We start from the raw sequence: 13905 nt of genomic DNA on the forward strand, positions 1-13905 counted from the left end.
AGACCTCCAGAACAGACTCTTGATAGCTAACATTTTACATAGGAGGGCATACGAAGAATGATGACATGTCCATTACTCTCGCTACTTGAGAGCAAGGCAGGCTATTAAAACCACTCACCGGACAGAATTAGCAAAATCCATATGGTATTCACACTACCAAGAATGGCAGGTCTCAGAAACTTATTGATCGAAATCATCGCCAAAATGATTGACCGCTCACCTTTAAATTCGGCGACAGATTATGAAATATCAACAAAATCAAAAATAAAAAAGCAGCCATCTGGCTGCTGAAATTTGGAATTAATTTTACTTTGACCGACGTGACTTTCTTTCAATATATTTTTCTCTATCCGGCATATCAGCAATCCACGTCTTCAATGATTTAAATGAAACCTTCTTTTCACTCACGTTAATATTTATTTTCCCATCTACAAAATTTGCAGCGGCTTCTACCGTGCTCCAAACAACTCCCTCACTTCTAATAAAATCATAGACAGCTTCTTTCTTTTTAAAATACACATCCTTACTCTTCATTGATGCCGCACTTGCTGCCCGACTCATCTTTCTCTTTAATGCATCACTAATCTCTTCATCCAGTAACAAAATTGTCTTTACGCAAGTCAACAACGATCTAAAATGCAGTGCATGATTGAACGAATTGCCAAAATCTTTTTTTGACATATAGTCGAAAGCTAAAAGTCCGTGAATCAACCCCCTCTCTATCGAAAGAGTCAGTTCACTCAAGCGCATTTCTCTATTTTTAATTTTAGCAACCTCGATAGATTTTATATAGAGTTCGTCCGGATCAAGGGCATCACGCTTACCAATTTCGCTCAATAGAGCTGAAAAGCTCTCTGGCGTTGTGCTTGGGGAAACGGATGAGTAATATATAAAGCTATCTTCAAACATCTCATTCATTGAATTAATAAAATGAGTGGCATCAAGTTCTGTCATATCCATTTAATAGTACTCCTTCATATCTGATCGTCGACAAAATCAGCCCACGCCTGCATGATTAGCTTCCTCTGCTCGGCATACTCTGCTCGGTTGTAGACTCCCTTGATGCCAACGATCTTGTGCGACAGCGCCTTTTCGATCGCATCAGAGGAATGACCCATTTCGTGCAAGTGCGTTGATGCTGTACGCCTAAAATCATGCAGGACAAAATGCTGAACGTCCAATGACAACGACTGAACAGCTTGGTTGAGGGTACTGCTTGCAATGGGGCGGTCTTCAGTCCCACGTGGGCTGGGGAAAAGATAGGACGACGAACGAGTCAAGGACTTGAGCTCCGTCAACAACCCTTTGGCCTGCGTCGACAGATATACCCGGTGGGGGCGGTCTTTCTTCATCCGCTCAGCGGGGATATCCCAGATACCCGCGTCTAGGTCCACTTCCTCCCAGCGAGCAGTGGTGAGTTCTGTTTTACGGACCATGGTGATCGCCAGCAGGTGCAGGGCCAGCTTCAGCGGGCGACGGATATCGGACAGGTAGACACCCCGCAGTACATCGCCGATCTCCTGTGCTGACAGCACCCGGGTACGACTTTCCTCTGTCGCAATGAAGCGAGCGGGCAGCACTGCTGCCGGGTTGTGCTCTGCGACCTGGCGGGCAATCGCAAAGTCGTACATGCGCTTGAGCACGTTGCGGGTCAGCAGCGCCATCTTTGGCGAGCCCCTGTGCTTGATCCTGTCGCACAATCCCAACACATCCGCCGGCTTCACATCCTTCAGCGGCATGCCCCCAAGCCACGGCAGCACGTCCTTATAAATCACCCGTGTAAGCGTCTTCCGGTAGCTCTCCGACTTGCCCTCCAGTTGCTCCAGTAGCCAGTGCTCGGCAAATTTAGCCACCGTGTTGTGCTTCTCCGCCTTGGCTTCCCGAACCGCTAGTTTCGGCGACTCACCTTTCGCCACCAGCTTGGCCCATTGGTCCCTTTGCTGCCTCGCCTCAGCCAGGCTGATTTCCGGGTACGGGCCGATCGTCAACGTTGGCTGTGGTTTGCCATGCAAGGTAAACCTGTATCGCCAGACCTTACTGCCGGTCGGCATCACCTCCAGCACCAGCCCTCCTCCATCACTAATCCTGTAACGCTTCTCAGTGGGTTTGAGTGCCTTGATCTTTGTATCGGTCAATGGAATCGCCTGACGCGGCATGGCTGTGCTCCCTCGATGTCCAGTGCGTGCACCTCTGTACACAGAAACGGACACACGAATCACTTCTATCTAATTGATTTACAAACAAAAACTGCAGACCCATGAGGATTGATCCGCTCTTCACGCAAAGCATCCTTCGTGTACGCATGGCCAGAATACCCAAAATCCATGTCAATGCGTACACGAAAATACAATTAAGAGTCACGTGTACATAATCGTGTACCGTACTTTGCAAGATTTAGCTAGAAGCCGTCGGAACAGATAAAAAATAAAAACCCCCGACTGGCGGGGGTTGTAGAGATTTTTTGGAATGACTCGGAAGCTGTCGGAAAGCTTTTTACTTGCCGATGCAGAAGCGGCTGAAGATCACGCCCAACAGGTCGTCCGCCGTGAATTCGCCGGTGATCTCGGACAGCGCGTTCTGCGCGAGGCGCAGCTCCTCGGCGAAGATCTCGACCTGCTGCCACTCGACGGCGGCGGTGTCGAGATGGGCGCCGGCGCGGCGGATCGCGTCGAGGTGGCGCTCGCGGGCGAGAAACACGCCCTCGGCGTCGCCCTGGAAGCCGATCAGCGCCAGCAGCCGCGCCTTGAGCAGGTCGACGCCGGCGTGCGTCGCCGCCGACAAATGCACTACCTCGTGGCCGTCCTCGTCGCCGACGCGCGGCGTCTCGCCCACCAAATCGATCTTGTTGAACACGAAGATGCGCGGCAGGCGCTCGGGCAGCCGCGCGAGGATGGTTCCGACGCTGCCGGTGATGCCCTCGCGACCGTCGACCAGCACCAGCGCGACGTCGGCGCGCTCGACCGCCTGCCAGGTGCGCTCGATGCCGATCTTCTCGACCACGTCGTCGGTGTCGCGCAGGCCGGCGGTGTCGATCACGTGCACCGGCACCTCGTCGATCAGGATTTCCTCGCGCACGGTGTCGCGGGTGGTGCCGGCGATGTCGGTGACGATCGCCACCTCGTCGCCGGCCAGCGCGTTCATCAGGCTGGACTTGCCGACGTTCGGCTCGCCGACCAGCACCACGTGCATGCCCTCGCGCAGGATCGCGCCCTGGCGCGCGGTCGCCTGCACGCGGGAGAGCCGCTGGCGGATCGCGGAAAGCTTGCCGGTGGCATCGGCCGCCTTGAGGAAGTCGATGTCTTCCTCGGGGAAGTCGAGCGTCGCCTCGACCAGCATGCGCAGGGTGATCAGCTCGTCGACCAGTTGGTGGATTTCGCCGGAGAACGCGCCCTTCAGCGACTTGAGCGCGCCGCGCGCGGCGGTCTCGGAGGCGGCGTCGATCAAATCGACCACGCTCTCGGCCTGCGCGAGGTCCATCTTGTCGTTGAGGAAGGCGCGGCGGGTGAACTCGCCCGGCTCGGCGTGGCGCGCGCCCAGCTCGATGCAGCGCGCGAGCAGCATCCGGAGCACCACCGGGCCGCCGTGGCCCTGCAGCTCGATCACGTCCTCGCCGGTGAAGCTGTTGGGGCCGGGGAAGAACAGCAGCAGGCCGTTGTCGAGCGCGCTGCCGTCCGCGGCGACGAAGTCGGTATACAGCGCGTAGCGCGGCTTCGGCGTCTTGCCGCCGCTGATCGCCTGCGCGAACGGCAACAGGTCGCGCCCGGAGACGCGGATCACGCCGACGCCGCCGCGGCCCGGGGCGGTCGCGATGGCGGCGATGGTCGAAGGTGCGTAACTGAGGTTCATGTCATGTTCCGTGGTGTGAGCCGTGCGGGACGGCTGCTTGCCTGGGCGCGCTGCGCGGCAACGCGCCGGGGCAAAAAGCCAAAAAGCCCGGCCGCGAGGCCGGGCTTTTGCCAGGGAGCCTGCTGCCAGTTTACGACTGCAGTGCCGCCTTGCGGGCGTTTTCGATCTGGCGGTTGATGTAGTACTGCTGGGCCATCGACAGCACGTTGTTGACCACCCAGTACAGCACCAGGCCTGCCGGGAAGAAGAAGAACATCACCGAGAAGGCAACCGGCATGATCTTCATCATCTTCGCCTGCACCGGGTCGGTCGGCGGCGGGTTCAGGAAGGTCTGGATGAACATGGTGATCGCCATGATCGCCGGCAGCACGTAGTACGGGTCCGGCTTGGCCAGGTCATGGATCCACAGGATCCACGGCGCCTGACGCAGCTCGACCGAGGCGAGCAGCGCCCAATAGAGGCCGATGAACACCGGGATCTGGATCAGGATGGGCAGGCAGCCGCCCAGCGGGTTGATCTTCTCCTGCTTGTACATCTCCATGACCGCCTGCTGGAACTTCATGCGGTCGTCGCCGTACTGCGCCTTCATGGTTTCCAGACGCGGCGCCAGCGCCTTCATCTTGGCCATCGAGCGGTACGAGGCGGCGGTCAGCGGGTAGAACACGGCCTTGACCAGGATGGTCAAGAGCACGATCGCCCAGCCCCAGTTACCCACCAGCGTGTGCAGCTTGGTCAGCAGCCAGAACAGCGGCGAGGCGAAGATGTACACCCAGCCGTAGTCCTTCACGTAGTTCATGCCGTCGGCGAGCTTGGTGATGGTCGCGTACTCTTCCGGACCGGCGTACAGCGGCACCGAGATCGACTCGGAGGCGCCGTTGGCCAGCGTCGGCAGGTTGACCAGCACGCCGGCCGAGTACAGGCCGTTCGGCAGCTTCTTGATGTCGTACGTGCAGTCTTCGGCCTTCGCGCAGATCGCCTTGCCCTCCAGCGGCTTGGTGATCCAGCCGGAGAAGAAGTAGTGCTGCACCATCGCCACCCAGCCGTCCGGGCTGTTCTTCACGTAGCTGGCCTTGTTCTTGTCGAGGTCTTCGAACGACACCTTCTGGAACTTGCCTTCCGAGGTGTACAGCGCCGGGCCGGTGAAGGTGTGCGCGAAGTAGCTCTCACCCTCGGGCGACTGGTTGTCGCGCAGCAGGCGGTAGTAAGCCGACAACGGCAGCGGCTTGCCGCTGGCGTTGCTCACGTCGTAACGCACGTCGATCAGGTAGGAGCCCTTGCTGAAGGTGTACACCTTGCTCACCTTGACGCCGTTCACTTCCGGCGCGGTCAGCTTGACCTCGACCTTGTCGCCGGCGAGCGTGTAGTCGGTCTTCTCGGCGGTGAACAGGGTCTTGTGGGTCGGCAGCTGCGGGTCGGCGGCGGACAACAGGCCGGTCTGCGCGACGTACACGCGGCCGCCCTTGTCGGTCAGCAGCTCGAAGTCCTTGGTGGAATCGGTGGTCTGCCCGTGCTGGGTCAGGTCGAGCGTGCGCAGGTCACCGCCCATGGTGTCGATCTCGGCGCGCAGCACGTCGGTGTTGACGACGATGCGCTGGCCCTTGTCGAGGCGGGACGACTCGGCCGGCTGCGGCGCGGCAGGCGTTCCGTCACCGGCGGCACGGGTGGCGGTCGCAACGGCTGCCGGCTTGGCCGGTGGCGGAGGCGCGAAGAATTCCTGCCAGCCGAGCAAGATTGCCAGCGACAGGACAATAAATACGATCAGTCTCTTGGAGTCCATCTCTCTTTTACCGGAAAGTTCAGGGAACCGGGTCGTAGCCGCTGCCACCGAACGGGTGACAACGTGCGATGCGCCTTGCCGCCAGCCAACCCCCCTTGCAAGCCCCGTGCTTCTGCACCGCTTCGATCGCGTAACACGAACAGGTCGGCAGGTAGCGGCAGCGCGGGGCGAGCCACGGGCTGATGGCGACCTGGTAGAAGCGGATCAGGAGGACGAGGAGGCGCGACATCGCGTGAGTTTAGCAAAGAGTGCGGCCAAAGCCGTGATTGCCTCGACACGATTTTCACGCACGAAGGGCTGCCGGGCCCGGACAACGTAGTCGTTGCCACCGAGTCCGTGCTGATGCAGGCGGAACCACTCGCGCACCGAACGCTTGATGTAATTGCGGCGGTTGGCCCGCTTGGCGACCTTCTTGCCGACCACCAGACCGAGCCGCGCATGGCTCAGCCCGTTGGGGCGGATATGGACCTGGAAGAAGGCATTGCCGCGGGACTGGCGCAAACTAAAAACGGATGAAAAATCATCCGTTTTCAAAAGCCGGTGCGCACGGCGAAAGTGGTAGGCCAAGGCCTTATACGGACAGGCGCTTGCGGCCCTTGGCACGGCGGGCGGCCAGAACGGCGCGACCACCACGGGTCTTGGAGCGGACGAGGAAGCCGTGGGTACGCTTGCGGCGGGTCGTGGAGGGCTGGTAAGTGCGTTTCATGATGCTATTCCTGTTTCGAAACGGAAATAAACGCGGGATTACATCGATAAACCCCCTTGTTGTCAAGCACTTATTTTTGACAGCCCTGTGGATAACTTGTGTAAAAACCGTTAGAATGGGTGAGCTTGGCGCCTTGTTCGCCGCGGGCACACCGCTGACCCCGCGCGGCGCCGCCGATCCCCGGCCCTGTCGCGCCGGGCGTCGCGTACCCGAATACCTGAGCCGGCCCCGCGGGGCCGGCATGTCTTTCGCAACCCGGACTGTCCACAGGCCCGTCCGGGTTTGGCAAGCAAGATTGAGTAATGAACGAACTGGATCAACTGTGGCCGGCGTGCCTTGAGCGCCTTGCCGCCGAACTGTCTTCGCAGCAGTTCAACACCTGGATCAAACCGCTCGCCGCCGAGCTCGGCGACGAGGGCCTGGTGTTGCTCGCGCCCAACCGGTTCATCCTGCAGTTCATCAAGGACCGCTTCCTCGACCGCATCCAGGGCCTGGTCAACGAGCTGGCCGGCGAGATCCCGATCGAGCTGCGCGTCGGCGCCGGCATGAAACCGGTCACCCCGCCGTCGGTCAGCGCCGCCGCGCCGCGCCCGGCGCCGGCCCAGCCGGCCGCGCCGACGGTCGCCGAGCAGGCCAAGCAGGCCGCCGTGAAGGCGATCGGCAACCACGAGAGCACCCGGCTGAATCCGGCGTTCACCTTCGAGAGCCTGGTCACCGGCAAGGGCAACCAGCTCGCGCGCGCGGCCGCCTTGCAGATCGCCGAGAACCCGGGCGACCCGGCGTACAACCCGCTGTTCGTGTACGGCGGCGTCGGCCTCGGCAAGACCCACCTGATCCAGGCGATCGGCAACCATGTGTTCCAGAAGAACCCGCAGGCGCGGGTGCGCTACATCCACGCCGAGCGCTACGTCGCCGACATCATGCGCGCGTACCAGCACAAGGCCTTCGACGAGTTCAAGCGTTACTACCACTCGCTCGACCTGTTGCTGATCGACGACATCCAGTTCTTCGCCGGCAAGAACCGCACGCAGGAAGAGTTCTTCTACGCATTCAACGCGCTGATCGAAGGCGGCAAGCAGGTGATCATGACCTGCGACACCTACCCCAAGCAGATCGAGGGGATGGAAGAGCGGCTGATCTCGCGCTTCTCGTGGGGGCTGACCGTCGAGATCCAGCCGCCGGAGCTGGAGATGCGGGTGGCGATCCTGATGAAGAAGGCCGAGGTCGACAACATCAAGCTCGACAACAACGTCGCCTTCTTCATCGCGCAGAACGTGCGTTCCAACGTGCGCGAGCTGGAAGGCGCGCTCAAGCGCGTGGTCGCCTACGCGCGCTTCACCAACCAGCCGATCACCCTCGAGCTGGTGAAGGAAGCGCTGAAGGACATCCTGGCCGCCGGCAACCGGCAGGTCACCGTCGACGTGATCCAGAAGACCGTCGCCGAGTACTACAAGATCAAGCTGTCCGACATGCACAGCAAAAAGCGTTCGCGCGACATCGCGCGGCCGCGGCAGGTGGCGATGGCGCTGGCCAAGGAACTGACCCAGCTCTCGCTGCCGAACATCGGCGACGCCTTCGGCGGCCGCGACCACACGACGGTGCTGCACGCGTGCAAGACCATCGCCGAGTTGCGGAACAACGACGCGGACATCGCCCACGATTACGAAGCGCTGCTCGCGATGCTGCGCAACTGACCAACCTAACCACCTGTTTCTGAATCGGGAGCCCACCGCATGCTGATCCTGCAAGCCGAACGCGACGCCCTGTTGAAGCCCCTGCTGGCCGTGACCGGCATCGTCGAGCGACGCCACACGCTGCCCATCCTGTCCAACGTGCTGATCGAGAAGAAAGGCGGCGTGGTGAGCTTCCTCGCCACCGACCTGGAAATCCAGATCACCACCGCGAGCCCCGATGAGCTGCCGGGCGAAGACTTCCGGCTGACCACCTCGGCCAAGAAGCTGCAGGACATCCTGCGCGCGATCCCCGACAAGGCGGTGGTCACCCTCGAATCGCTGGACGGCGGCCGCCTGGTGCTGAAGGCCGGCAAGAGCCGCTTCAACCTGCAGACGCTGCCGGCGGACGACTTCCCGCTGGTGAGCGCGGCCAGCCAGCCGCAGGCGGTGTTCAGCCTGCCGCAGCGCGACCTCAAGCGCCTGCTCTCGCAGGTGCAGTTCGCGATGGCGGTGCAGGACATCCGTTACTACCTGAACGGCCTGTTGCTGCAGACCGAGGGCAACCAGGTGCGCCTGGTGTCCACCGACGGCCACCGCCTGGCCTTCGCCGCCGCCGAGCACGACGGCGATTTGCCGCGCAGCGAGCTGATCCTGCCGCGCAAGACCGTGCTCGAGCTGTACAAGCTGCTGCAGGACAGCGACGAGCTAATCAGCATCGAGCTGTTGTCCAACCAGGTGCGCTTCAGCTTCGGCGCCACCGTGATCATCAGCAAGGTGGTCGACGGCAAGTTCCCCGACTACAACCGCGTGATCCCGCTCGACAACGACAAGCTGTTCCTGATCGAGCGGCTGACCTTCCTGCACGCGCTGCAGCGCGCCGCCATCCTCGCCAACGAGAAATTCCGCGGCGTGCGGCTGGTGCTGAAGAACGGCGCGATGTCGATCCTGTGTACCAACAGCGAACAGGAAGAGGCCGAGGAAGAGCTGGAGATCGCCTTCCAGGGCGACTCGCTGGAGATCGGCTTCAACATCAACTACCTCTTGGACGTGCTGACCAACCTGCCGGCGGACACGCTGCAGCTGGCGTTCGGCGACGCCGCGCGTTCGGCGCTGTTCACCATCCCGGGCAACAGCAACTTCAAGTACATCGTGATGCCGATGCGCATCTGACGGGCGCGGCACACGCCCAGCGGCGGGGCGCCACGGCGCCCCGGCAAGGATCCCTGATCCCGAATTTTGAGAATCGAGTAGCAGACAGATGAGTGAACAGGAATACGGCGCGGACAGCATCAAGGTCCTCAAGGGCCTCGACGCGGTACGCAAGCGCCCCGGCATGTATATCGGCGACACGCAGGACGGCACCGGCCTGCACCACATGGTGTTCGAGGTGCTCGACAACGCCATTGACGAGGCGCTGGCCGGCCACGCCGACACCATCCGCGTCACCATCCACCCGGACAACTCGATCTCGGTGGAAGACAACGGCCGCGGCATCCCGACCGACATCCATCCGGAAGAAGGGCGCTCGGCGGCCGAGGTCATCATGACCATCCTGCATGCAGGCGGCAAGTTCGACAACAACAGCTACAAGATCTCCGGCGGCCTGCACGGCGTCGGCGTGTCGGTGGTCAACGCACTGTCCGACTGGCTGCGCCTGAAGATCTGGCGCGACGGCAAGGTGCACGAGATGGAGTTCCGCCACGGCGACGCGGTGGAACCGCTGACCGTCACCGGGCACACCACCCACCGCGGCACCCAGGTGCACTTCATGGCGTCGACCGAGATCTTCGGCCATGTCGAATTCCACTTCGACATCCTCGCCAAGCGCATCCGCGAACTGTCCTTCCTCAACCAGGGCGTCGCGATCACCCTGATCGACAAGCGCAACGGCAAGGAAGAGAACTTCGCGTTCTCCGGCGGCGTGGCGGGCTTTGTCGAGTACATGAACCGCAACAAGTCGGTGCTGCACCCCAAGGTGTTCTACGCGCTGGGCGAGAAGGACGGCATGAGCGTCGAAGTCGCCATGCAGTGGAACGACTCGTACCAGGAATCGGTGCAGTGCTTCACCAACAACATCCCGCAGCGTGACGGCGGCACCCACCTGACCGCGCTGCGCCAGGTGATGACCCGCACGCTCAACCACTACATCGAAGAGAGCGAGACGGCCAAGAAGGCCAAGGTCGACACCACCGGCGACGACATGCGCGAAGGCCTGACCTGCGTGCTGTCGGTCAAGCTGCCCGACCCCAAGTTCTCCAGCCAGACCAAGGACAAGCTGGTCTCCAGCGAAATCGGCCCGGTGATCAACGAAGTGATCAGCGAGACGCTGAAGAACTACCTGCTGGAAAACCCGAACGACGCCAAGACCATCTGCGGCAAGATCGTCGAAGCCGCCCGCGCGCGCGAAGCCGCGCGCAAGGCGCGCGAGATCACCCGCCGCAAGGGCGTGATGGACGGCCTGGGCCTGCCCGGCAAGCTGGCCGACTGCCAGGAAAAAGACCCGGCGATGTCCGAACTCTACCTGGTGGAGGGTGACTCCGCCGGCGGCTCGGCCAAGCAGGGCCGCGACCGCAAGTTCCAGGCCATCCTGCCGCTGAAGGGCAAGATCCTCAACGTCGAGCGCGCGCGCTTCGACAAGATGCTGGCCAGCCAGGAAGTGGCGACGCTGATCACGGCTTTGGGCTGCGGCATCGGCAAGGACGAGTACAACCCGGACAAGCTGCGCTACCACCGCGTGATCATCATGACCGACGCGGACGTCGACGGCGCGCACATCCGCACCCTGCTGTTGACCTTCTTCTACCGGCAGACGCCGGAGCTGGTCGAGCGCGGCCACATCTACATCGCGCAGCCGCCGCTGTTCAAGGCCAAGCACGGCAAGCAGGAACGCTACCTGAAGGACGAGACCGAACTCGACCAGTACCTGCTGCAGCTGGCGCTGGACAAGGCCGAGCTGACCCCGCGTGCCGACGCCGCGCCGCTGGAAGCTGAAGAGCTCGGCCGCATCGCCCGCCAGTTCCTGCGCGCACGCACCGTGATCGAACGCGAAAGCCGCGTGATCGACCACCTGGTGCTGGAAGCCATGCTGTCCACCGGCCCGCTGTCGCTGGAGACCGAGCACGAAGCGCTGGCCGCACTCGATGCGCTGCGAGCGCGGGTGCCGGCCGACGAGATCGGCCTCGAACTGCTGCCCGACGAGAAGAACGACGGGTATCTGCTGAAGGTGATCCGCAAGCTGCACGGCAACGTGATGGTCACCGTGCTCGACCAGAGCTTCCTCGACTCCGCCGACTACGCCGAGCTGCAGAAGACCGCGGCCATGCTGGACGGCCTGTTGGGCGAAGGTGCCAGCGTGCGCCGCGGCGAGACCGTCAAGCCTGTGGACAACTTCGGCGCCGCGCTGGACTGGCTGCTGGCCGAGGCACGCAAGGGCATGGGCATCCAGCGCTACAAGGGGCTGGGCGAGATGAACCCGGAACAGCTGTGGGAAACCACCATGGACCCGAGCGTGCGCCGCCTGCTCAAGGTGCGCATCGAAGACGCGATGGCCGCCGACGACGTGTTCACCACGCTGATGGGCGACCAGGTCGAACCGCGCCGCGCCTTCATCGAGAGCAACGCGCTGATCGCGCGCAATATCGACATCTGATCGCGCGGATACGGGTAGGGTGGGTTAGGCCGCAGGCCGTAACCCACCACAGACCACCTGCCAGATAGACCAAGGCCAGCCGGCAACGGCTGGCCTTTTTTGCGGCTAAGTCCGACGGATGTGTGGCACAAGCTGAGCAGATCATGCCTGCTGTGCGGTGGGTTACGCCGCCCTACCTGCTATGAATCACCACGCACATGGGAAGCCGCCCCAGCCCCGTAGCCGCAAGCCGTGGCGAAGCTGGCCGACAAGGTTTTAAGCCGCCTCTTGTCTGAGCGGATCGCGGTAGCGAGCCGCGAGTTAGGCGGCGCCTTGTCGGCCGGCTTCGCCGCGGGGTTTCGCGGCGGCTTCGGGTCGCCTTTTCTTTCGGCCATTTCTTTTGGCGAGACAAAAGAAATGGCCCCGTCCGCCGCGCGGAAGCGGCAAGAAAACATCCGCGTAGCGGATTCAAAAAGAATCGTTTGGTAGGGTGAGTTAGGCCACAGGCCGTAACCCACCATCGATCACCTACCAGACAGACCAAGGCCAGCCGATAACGGCTGGCCTTTTTTTGGTGACTCCCGACAGACTTTGGCTGGTGGGGGAAGTCTGTTTTTGAGTCTGCTACGCGGACGCATTTAAGTGCCGCTTCCTCGCTAACCAAGCGCAGCAGTCCCTCTCCCAACCTGCGCCCTAAAACTCACTGCCTCCAACTGACAATGTTGCTCCACCGCACCCGGTAGTTCAAAAAATTGCACGCTGCTGGCCTGAAAATGTAAGCCGTACACACGGTAGATCACGTAGGCGTCCGGCTGTTCTTTGGCTGCGTTGATCTCGTTAGCTGAGATGTAAAATGCTGTGTCAGCGGGGCCCTGTGTGGATTTTACTTCTATCAATTTTGGACGACCGTCTGGATGGTAGGACGCAATATCATAGCCGGCTGCAGCATTATGCAGAGCTACGTGTTGTACCTGCTGTGCCAGGTCGTTGCAGCCTTGCTGAGTCAAGCGGTCAATTTCGTATTGAAGTACCAATAGCTCGCCACACAAGCCAAGGCCGCGGTTGCGCTCGTCACGGGCGGCCCAATCAATCACATTGGCCTGGCTGCGCTTGGATTTGCCTCGAATAGCCACGGGGGTAGCCACAGGCGGCTCCACTCGCTGAAGCTGTAACGTTGGAGGCAACATAATTGGTGGACAGTACAGCGGATTAAGCGCTGGTCGATACGGTAGCCCCATTTCATGTAGCTGGTTGGTGCTTAGATCCCAGTTTTGAATCTGCCAAATAAAATGCACAGGCCTGACCAACTGCGGGTCATGCTGGTGATAAGCTAGCACCCCCATATAGGCATAACGATCGGTACGGTTGCCACGCAAAAAAAGGTGGATATTACGTTGGTTGGGGTCATGCTGCAGTAGTTGCTGAATCACAGATGAGTGAAAGTCATGCCTGTTTTGCGACTCCCAAATCAGGTAGCCATCTTCGGTGATAGAATCTTGGTACGGGTTGCCTTCGGTAGGCTCACCTAGTGTCACCAAAAATACAAAATGTCCGCTGCCCTTGGGCGAGTCCACAATACCAGATATGCCCCAGCGCCCTGCACCAGGGGTAAAAATACAGCCTGGCTCAAACAGTTGGGAGATGTCGTGCCGGCTATAGCGCTGGTAGCGTTGTAATACTGGCTTGGGCACGATCTGAAATCCCAGCCCCTGCAGAATAGAAAAACATGGCGATCTCAGGCCTCCGGTAAATGAATTAGACGATAGCGGCTGACCCAGTAGTTGCCCCACAGCCAAACCTAGCACGGCCTTCGGAGGATAACGCTGGCTATTGTGTAACAGGTCGTAATCAGTGGAGTCGGAGTAGCCATACTGGGCTGCATGCTCCAAGCTAAAATTTTCCAGTACCGTCAATACATGCTGCTCGGTCAACCCGGATAGGTGATGCCGAAGTTGATGAATACGGCCGCTAGGGCCAATAGACACTGAGAGATCACTGCTTACCATGCAATATATCCTATATGTTTAACCACAGCTTATGACGTAGCTCTTTCGGCTGCAATATGCATATAGATAATTAGTGACTACATGTAGTTGACCTCTCATTTACACTGTCTGACTTTACTGTGCTACTCCTCTGCAGCCCACTTCAGTAGTTACACATGAGCAAACAATGTGGTGTGCCTACCTCGTGGGTGCGCATAATCATGCCAATGTTCTTCCCGTAGGGCCACTTCTTGCTTAAGATCAAGCGCCCCCACATCCGGGGGCGGGTC

General features: G+C 60.4%; 12 protein-coding genes. 4 read left to right on the plus strand and 8 right to left on the minus strand.

The annotated features are described in order from the left end of the window. Window positions 1–306 precede the first annotated feature (306 nt). The 7 genes from E5K04_RS11945 to rpmH all read right to left on the minus strand — a co-directional run bounded on the left by E5K04_RS11945 (window position 307) and on the right by rpmH (window position 6329). A complete protein-coding gene (locus E5K04_RS11945; protein ID WP_136554375.1) occupies window positions 307–960 on the minus strand; it encodes a hypothetical protein in 654 nt (217 codons plus the stop codon). A 14-nt stretch (window positions 961–974) separates the two neighbouring features. After that, window positions 975–2156 carry a tyrosine-type recombinase/integrase gene (locus tag E5K04_RS11950; protein WP_136554377.1) on the minus strand — a complete coding sequence of 394 codons (1182 nt, stop codon included), beginning with the start codon at window positions 2154–2156 and terminating at the stop codon, window positions 975–977. Window positions 2157–2493: 337 nt separating this feature from the next. Beyond that, a complete protein-coding gene (mnmE, locus tag E5K04_RS11955) occupies window positions 2494–3846 on the minus strand; it encodes a tRNA uridine-5-carboxymethylaminomethyl(34) synthesis GTPase MnmE (protein ID WP_136554379.1) in 1353 nt (450 codons plus the stop codon). Window positions 3847–3976: 130 nt separating this feature from the next. Continuing rightward, the gene (gene yidC / locus E5K04_RS11960; protein ID WP_136554381.1) at window positions 3977–5623 is read right to left on the minus strand and encodes a membrane protein insertase YidC; all 1647 of its coding nucleotides are present in this window, start codon (window positions 5621–5623) and stop codon (window positions 3977–3979) included. A 19-nt stretch (window positions 5624–5642) separates the two neighbouring features. Next, window positions 5643–5852: a membrane protein insertion efficiency factor YidD gene (gene yidD, locus E5K04_RS11965; RefSeq protein WP_136554383.1), complete on the minus strand. Its 210-nt coding sequence runs from the start codon at window positions 5850–5852 to the stop codon at window positions 5643–5645. Further along, a complete protein-coding gene (rnpA, locus tag E5K04_RS11970; RefSeq protein ID WP_136554385.1) occupies window positions 5828–6190 on the minus strand; it encodes a ribonuclease P protein component in 363 nt (120 codons plus the stop codon). The genes yidD and rnpA overlap by 25 nt, the downstream gene beginning before the upstream one ends. A gap of 4 nt (window positions 6191–6194) precedes the next feature. Beyond that, window positions 6195–6329, minus strand: coding sequence for a 50S ribosomal protein L34 (gene rpmH, locus E5K04_RS11975; RefSeq protein ID WP_136554387.1), 135 nt, complete (start codon window positions 6327–6329; stop codon window positions 6195–6197). A 302-nt stretch (window positions 6330–6631) separates the two neighbouring features. Between rpmH and dnaA the strand changes: the two genes are divergently transcribed. From dnaA to E5K04_RS11995, 4 genes are all read left to right on the plus strand, one after another. Beyond that, on the plus strand, window positions 6632–8023 hold the full coding sequence (gene dnaA / locus E5K04_RS11980; protein ID WP_136554389.1) for a chromosomal replication initiator protein DnaA: 1392 nt from the start codon (window positions 6632–6634) through the stop codon (window positions 8021–8023). Between the two features lie 39 nt (window positions 8024–8062). After that, on the plus strand, window positions 8063–9172 hold the full coding sequence (dnaN, locus tag E5K04_RS11985) for a DNA polymerase III subunit beta (protein WP_136554391.1): 1110 nt from the start codon (window positions 8063–8065) through the stop codon (window positions 9170–9172). Window positions 9173–9260: 88 nt separating this feature from the next. Beyond that, complete coding sequence (gene gyrB / locus E5K04_RS11990) at window positions 9261–11651, plus strand: DNA topoisomerase (ATP-hydrolyzing) subunit B (RefSeq protein WP_136554393.1); 2391 nt, start codon at window positions 9261–9263, stop codon at window positions 11649–11651. 231 nt (window positions 11652–11882) lie between these two features. After that, entirely contained in the window at window positions 11883–12119 is a 237-nt protein-coding gene (locus E5K04_RS11995) for a hypothetical protein (RefSeq protein WP_136554395.1), read from the plus strand. 167 nt (window positions 12120–12286) lie between these two features. Here E5K04_RS11995 and E5K04_RS12000 read toward each other — a convergent pair whose 3' ends face one another. After that, the gene (locus E5K04_RS12000) at window positions 12287–13543 is read right to left on the minus strand and encodes a DUF3427 domain-containing protein (protein ID WP_168929219.1); all 1257 of its coding nucleotides are present in this window, start codon (window positions 13541–13543) and stop codon (window positions 12287–12289) included. Between the last annotated feature and the right edge of the window lie 362 nt (window positions 13544–13905).

It is taken from the genome of Crenobacter intestini, from assembly GCF_004919095.1.
Lineage (GTDB): Bacteria > Pseudomonadota > Gammaproteobacteria > Burkholderiales > Chromobacteriaceae > Craterilacuibacter > Craterilacuibacter intestini.

Excerpts from the sequence above, each read along its gene's own strand:
- dnaN (WP_136554391.1), top strand. The coding sequence starts at position 8,063 with ATGCTGATCCTGCAAGCCGAACGCGACGCCCTGTTGAAGCCCCTGCTG.
- mnmE (WP_136554379.1), bottom strand. The coding sequence starts at position 3,846 with ATGAACCTCAGTTACGCACCTTCGACCATCGCCGCCATCGCGACCGCC.
- yidC (WP_136554381.1), bottom strand. The coding sequence starts at position 5,623 with ATGGACTCCAAGAGACTGATCGTATTTATTGTCCTGTCGCTGGCAATC.
- E5K04_RS11945 (WP_136554375.1), bottom strand. The coding sequence starts at position 960 with ATGGATATGACAGAACTTGATGCCACTCATTTTATTAATTCAATGAAT.
- dnaA (WP_136554389.1), top strand. The coding sequence starts at position 6,632 with ATGAACGAACTGGATCAACTGTGGCCGGCGTGCCTTGAGCGCCTTGCC.
- E5K04_RS11950 (WP_136554377.1), bottom strand. The coding sequence starts at position 2,156 with ATGCCGCGTCAGGCGATTCCATTGACCGATACAAAGATCAAGGCACTC.
- rpmH (WP_136554387.1), bottom strand. The coding sequence starts at position 6,329 with ATGAAACGCACTTACCAGCCCTCCACGACCCGCCGCAAGCGTACCCAC.
- gyrB (WP_136554393.1), top strand. The coding sequence starts at position 9,261 with ATGAGTGAACAGGAATACGGCGCGGACAGCATCAAGGTCCTCAAGGGC.
- yidD (WP_136554383.1), bottom strand. The coding sequence starts at position 5,852 with ATGTCGCGCCTCCTCGTCCTCCTGATCCGCTTCTACCAGGTCGCCATC.